Origin of the sequence: Methanocalculus taiwanensis (assembly GCF_024372745.1) — an archaeon.
Taxonomy (GTDB): domain Archaea; phylum Halobacteriota; class Methanomicrobia; order Methanomicrobiales; family Methanocorpusculaceae; genus Methanocalculus; species Methanocalculus taiwanensis.
Genome location: NZ_VOTZ01000025.1, coordinates 22,224 through 28,462, shown reverse-complemented (window position 1 = coordinate 28,462; position 6,239 = coordinate 22,224). Strand labels below are relative to the sequence as shown.

At 50.2% G+C, this 6,239-nt stretch carries 3 protein-coding genes; 2 read left to right on the top strand and 1 reads right to left on the bottom strand.

Going from position 1 to position 6,239, the window contains the following annotated elements:
- Positions 1-1,458, top strand: a 1,458-nt coding sequence (locus FTO68_RS10240; protein ID WP_255333311.1) for a SpoIIE family protein phosphatase, incomplete at its 5' end; no start/stop codon positions are given.
- A gap of 172 nt (positions 1,459-1,630) precedes the next feature.
- The gene (locus FTO68_RS10235; protein WP_255333310.1) at positions 1,631-4,510 is read left to right on the top strand and encodes a tetratricopeptide repeat protein; all 2,880 of its coding nucleotides are present in this window, start codon (positions 1,631-1,633) and stop codon (positions 4,508-4,510) included.
- 19 nt (positions 4,511-4,529) lie between these two features.
- Here FTO68_RS10235 and FTO68_RS10230 read toward each other — a convergent pair whose 3' ends face one another.
- Positions 4,530-6,221 (bottom strand): IS1634 family transposase, encoded by a 1,692-nt coding sequence (locus tag FTO68_RS10230; RefSeq protein WP_255333309.1) that lies wholly within the window; start codon positions 6,219-6,221, stop codon positions 4,530-4,532.
- Between the last annotated feature and the right edge of the window lie 18 nt (positions 6,222-6,239).

Here is a 6,239-nt window from a genome sequence, read left to right as displayed (position 1 = left end):
TCGATGCTCGGCAAGGGCGACTATGAGTATGCTCTTCCCTTCTATGGGGAGCGGAAACCGATCCTGGCAAACCTGGTCTTCATGCCGGAGGTCGAGATCGAGAGGCGGTATAATAGTGTCGAAAAGACCGGTGACACTCTGGTTGTTGATATCTTCATCCCTTCATTTGGGGCGGATGGGATCTATCTGTGGGCGAAAGCCAGTCCGCTCTATGCTCCGGATGGAGAGATCATCGGTGCAATTGAGACGATCAGGGATATAACTGATCGGAAGCATGCCGAAGAGGAGATCGCCAGATCCCACCAGAGCCTAACAGAGATCATCAATTTTCTGCCTGATGCAACATTTGTGATCAACATGGGGGGCAGTGTCATTACATGGAACCGTGCGATGGAGGAACTGACCGGAGTGCCTGCTGAATCGATGCTCGGTAAAGGGGACTATGAGTATGCTATCCCATTTTATGGCGAACGCAGGCCAATGCTTGCAAATCTTATCATATTACCTGGTGCCGAAGTTGATAGTAAGTATTCCAATGTGCAGCGTGAAGGAGATACATTGATTGTAGATACCTATATTCAGGGTCTGGGAGCGTCTGGCAGATATTTCTGGGCAAAGGCAAGCCCTCTCTATGATCCCAGGGGTAACATCACCGGTGCCATAGAGACAATACGGGATATTACAGAGAGACGGGAGATGGAGGGGCGCATTGCACGTTCGAATGCAGAACTCCAGATCGCAGCAGAGATCCAGCAGAGTTTCCTCCCGGATCATATCCCAAAACTTTCAGGCTATGATATCGCTGCAAGAAGTGTGATGGCAAAGGAAGTGGGTGGTGATTTCTTTGATATCATCCCATTTGAGGTGATCCCACTTGAGCACGGAACCCTAGGTATCCTTATTGCTGATGTTTCTGGAAAAGGTGTTTCAGCAGCACTCTTTATGGCGTTATCCCGTATTGTGGTCAGGATGACTGCAATCTGGCATAAGAATGCTGCATCTGCAATTTATGATGCAAACAATATAATATGCCAGGATTCAAAGGCCGGGATGTTTGTCACCCTCTTTTATGGCAGGATTTCAGCACGGGAACAAACGATAACCTATGTCAATGCGGGGCACAATCCTCCGGTTGTATTTCGGGCAGCGACACAGTCTATTGAGGAGCTCATGCCAACAGGGATTGTCCTTGGTGCAGTTGAGGATGCAGAGTACTTCTCTGATGTGATCTCTATCGAAAGCGGGGATGTTATTGCCCTGTACACGGATGGTATTACCGAGTCTGTCAATTCTAAGGGAGAGTGGTATGGTGAAGATCGCCTTAAAATGATATTCCGCGAGAATGCAACACTTTCGGCGCAGGATATCCTGGAAAAGATACTTGAATCAGTCTGTTTATTTGTCGGTGATCTTCCCCAGTTTGATGATATCACATTGATGGTGATAAAAAAGATCTGATAGAAAGATCCGGTTTATTACATGTTTTTCCATAAATGGACTACAGGTATGGCTTGTGACAGATTGCATCCAATAGAAAGGTCTGATTCTGCCCAACCTCCCTGGATCAGTCATTTTTCTCATTGAATGGTAATAATCAAGAACTTCCGGGTCGATGGAGTTATACAGTAGTGTGCTGTTTCGGCTCGATGGTGTGGGGATTAATGTGAAAAGGCGCCTTCCAATACACAAGCCTGGCAACGTCAGCTGCCAGATCGATCAGGTCTCTTCCCTGGATGCCCTTGCCTTAAATGATAGAGCGCTCTCTCATGATCCCGGCAATATAGGTGCCTGGATCAACCGGGGCATGGCACAGACAGCCCTCGGAGACCTGGAAGATGCCCTTCTCTCCTATGATCATGCACTTGCGCTCGATTCGGATTGTGCCCTTGCATGGGTATGCCGTGGTGTTGCACTGGCCTCGCTCAGTCGGTTTGGTGATGCGCTTGCGTCAAATGATCGTGCGATCGCAATCAATCCCGATGATGCTGTTGCCTGGGTTAACCGTGGCGGGGATCTCGCTGATCTAGGGCATTATGTCGATGCCTTCGCCTCATATGAGAAGGCGCTCTCAATTGACCGGGACGATGCTGTTGCGTGGACCGGACGGAGCACCTGCCTCACCCATCTTGGCCGTTATGAAGATGCTCTTGCCTCTTTTGACCGTGCCCTCCTCCTCGATCCCGATGATGTCTTCATGTGGGCGAACCGGGGGAATGCGCTACTCGGGCTTGGCAGGTATGCCGATGCGATTTCGTCATGCGAACGGGCGTTGTCGATTAATCGGAAAGATGCACCGGCATGGTATTACAGGGGGGTGGCACTGGCGAATCTCGGGAACTATGCAGATGCAGTCTCCTCATTTGATCGGTCACTTGCGATCAACAGAAAAGATGGTTATGCATGGTATAATCGTGGCAATGCGCTTCGGAGCCTTGGCGCATATGAAGATGCCCTTATATCATATGATCGTGCACTTGCCCTTGATCAGAAGAATGCAAATGCCTGGACCGGCCGCGGTAATGCCCTCCTCCGTCTTGGAAGATATTCCGATGCGGTATCCTCCTATGGCAACGCTCTTCTGATCAATCCCGATGATCGCGTGGCATGGAATAACCGTGGTGTTGCACTCGGGGCACTCGGACACTATACCGAAGCACTTGCATCCTATGATAAGGCTCTTTCAATGAATGTCGAGGATGCTCTTGCCTGGACCGGCCGCGGTGTGGCGCTTGCTGAGCTCTGCAGGTACGATGAAGCACTCGATTCTTTTAACAAGGCGATCAAAATCGACTCCGGCAATTCCCCTGCCTGGTATAACCGTGGCAATGCATTAGCGAATCTAGGCCGATATGATGATGCCCTGGTATCATATGATCGTGCCCTGTCCATACAACCGGACTATGCAACAGCCTGGTATAACCGTGGGAATTCATTTCTTGGGATTGGCCGGCTGGAGGATGCCCTTGCCTCCTATGACCGTGCCCTCTCAATCGATCCCTCCAATAGTTGTGCATGGGCAAACCGTGGCAATGCGCTGGGTATTCTGGGAAGATATGCCGATGCGGTTGCATCCTGCGATAAGGCGCTTGCGATCGATCCGAAAAATGCAAATGCCTGGACCGGCCGTGGTGTTGCACTCGAGAAGATTGGCCGAAGGAATGAGGCGATTGCCTCCTATGACCGTGCCCTCTCAATCGATCCTGATCATTCCCTTGCCTGGTATATCCGTGGCAATGCACTTGGGAATCTCGGCAGGTATAAGGATTCTCTTGCCTCTTATGATCGATCAATTGCGCTCAATCCCACGGATGCACTGGTCTGGACCGGCCGTGGTGTTGCACTCGAGAAGATTGGGAGATATGATCACTCACTTGCCTCTTATGATAAGGCCCTTGAGCTCAACCCTGATGATCCTCATGCATGGGGCAACCGTGGCAATGCCCTTGGCGGACTTGGAAGATATGAAGATGCCCTCCTCTCCTATGAGAAGGGGCTCTCACTCGATCCGGATCTTGCGGTAGCCTGGACCGGCCGTGGTGTCGCGCTCGAAAAGCTCGGCAGGTTCGAAGAAGCGATCAGATCCTATGAAAAGGCCCTCATCCTGAACCCGGATGATACAATTGCCCGGACAGGGTGCAGCGATGTTGGCGAAAAGATCCGCCGCCGCCAGGATGCCCTTCATACCCCTGGCAGAGGTGGAGAATATGCCGCTGAAGAGGGCCTTGTCATCTCATATGGCACCGACAGAGATCATGGAAGCTATGCTGATGAAGGATCTCTCATCACCGCAGAGCTATCTCTCCAACACACTTCACCATCTTCACACGCCGCTTCAGCTCCTTCATCAGCTGCCGTCCTTTCCCGGGAATCCTGGGAGCCGGCTCGACTCCAGTACCGCTATCCTCTCTGGCGCATACGCCAGCAGAGGAGAAAGAGGCAGGGTACAAAGCGTTCTGAGAGGGCCCGTGCATCAGCCCTCTCTGAGATCTCCCGTATGTCTTCTGCACTCGGGCTTCAGGACGACGTCATCGAAGCGGCCTGGGCGATCTATTCGGAGTGTTCAGAAAAACCCCTGACTCAAAGCGGCTCGGTTTATGCAGCTGCATCATCTGCCCTGTATCAAGCCTGCCGGAGGTGCTCCCAGCTGCTTGAAGACAAGGAGTTCGCCACAGTATCCCGCCTATCACGGGCTGAGCTTGAAGCGGTCGCAACCCCCATCACGGATGAGACCGAATCTCCTCTTCTCCCTGCCTCGATCCTGCTGGATCTTGACCGCCTGTCAGCTGCTCTTGAGATAAAGAAGAATCAACAAAGACGAGCCGAAGAGATACTCTCCGGAAGAGCCGGACTGTTCTCAGAAGATGAGAAAGCATCGCATGGTCTGGCAGCCGGTGCGATATATCTCGCCTCACTGGAATCCGGGGAGCGGCTGACCCAGAGAGAGGTGGCGAAGGCTGCCGGTGTGACGGTGGCTACAGTGCGGAACCGGTACCGGGAGCTTGTAACTTGAATTACGGAGTTTATGTACACTACTCCTTTAGGAACCTTCGAGTTGCAAAGAGGTCGTTCATACCGAGTGCTACCACCTGTTCACTGAGATCCTTCATCACATTCACATAGAACACCTCATACTCTTTCCCAAAATCCACCTCTAACATCTCGACCCTTCCAAGTTTTCGAAGGAATTGCGTTGCTGATAACGTCATATGTCGAGAATTCGAAGAATTGATCATCCAACGAAGAGCAGCCAGCAATCGGTATGCCAAGGTACAGACAAAAAATATGGCCCTGACCCGTGACTCCAATCTGTGGCGGATTGGTTTTAACTCCTCATCCGTCTTTACTGTCCTGAAGACCTTCTCGATGAAGTCTTTTTCAAGATACATCCTGACAATCTCCTGAGCGGTAAACGTTTCATCTGTTGCATACAACAGAAATTTTCCATCCATCGCTTTTGCATCATCAACTCTTTTCTGATTCAGCGACCAGGAGAAGGATATCTGGTTTTCATCGTCTGGGTACTGTATTGTAAAAAAACTGCTCCAGCCATTGACAATCGATTTTATCGCACTCGCCAGCTCTCTTTGCGACTTGAACGATCGTTTGCCACTCAGCTGCTCTAACTCATGTGAAATCTCATAGATTGCTTTGTTTCTCCGAATAAGCGATTTTGCCGATTTTGTGACGTTTTTATAGATAACCACCTTCCGTTCCTGGCCATAGAATGGAGCCACAGCCGTACATGCATACAACTCTCCGGTCTTTTTGCAGGGAACCAAAGACTCGGGATCTTCCGGAACCTCGGTTGCCATAATGATGCTTTTCACTTCATTTGAGATCTTTGGGACACCGCACACAACCTTCCATCCCATTCTCTCCAATGCAACAACCGTTTTTTTCGAGGTATTTCCTCTATCCCAGATAATAGTTCCATTACGTATTGCAAAATCGGACAGTCGGGGAATAACGTGCTGCATAGTGGTCATCGAAGAGTGATTTCCGGGATGAACCATATGGGCCAGTGGCTGAGAATCGTATTTTGAGACCAAAAGAGAGAGGTTGAATTGCCGATGTCGCCAGTCCTCAGCATTATGACCTTTTTCAGCAAGAGGGCAGCTAACTCCATAGGTGAGGGTCGATGTCATATCATATGCCAGAACCTCTGATTCTCCGTTTGGTATCGGGTGAAGATCTCTCCATTTCGCATACAATGATTCATCAATTGCCGGAGTATTGTTAACAAGATGGTCTGTTGCCGGATCCTCAGAGCAGACACAATCAAGAGCTGCATAAAACGCGTCTCTATCAAGTCCCTTTAAAGATAACTGTGCCAATTCAGGGAGTGCTGTGCTCGCAATCCACTCTTCAAGATTGGTTGTACTTTCAGGATCGAGCGCCCGGTTAATTGCCCATACTGTCAGAAGTTTTCCCGGACTATTCGTTTTTCTCCGTCCTTTACGGCCGCATATCCGGTCAATAATCTCAGGCATCATCATCTCACTGGCAATTGACCAGAGGACGGTCACGTCACCTGCCCGAATGGATCGCTCAGGTGGTTTCCAGTCTATCAAGGTTTTCTTTGGGAGAGGTACTTTTTCCTGGTCACCTTCGATCCCCAGGTATCTGACAAACTCACTCCGGACCTTCTTCCCTTCTCTGACACTCCGGTATTCACACAGGTATACCTTGTCCCCCTTTTTCATACGCCGAATCCAGGTCATCGTAGTGTTATATTGTCA

Bases quoted from the DNA above. Each gene is read 5' to 3' on its own strand.
- FTO68_RS10230 (WP_255333309.1), bottom strand. From the start codon at position 6,221: ATGACCTGGATTCGGCGTATGAAAAAGGGGGACAAGGTATACCTGTGT.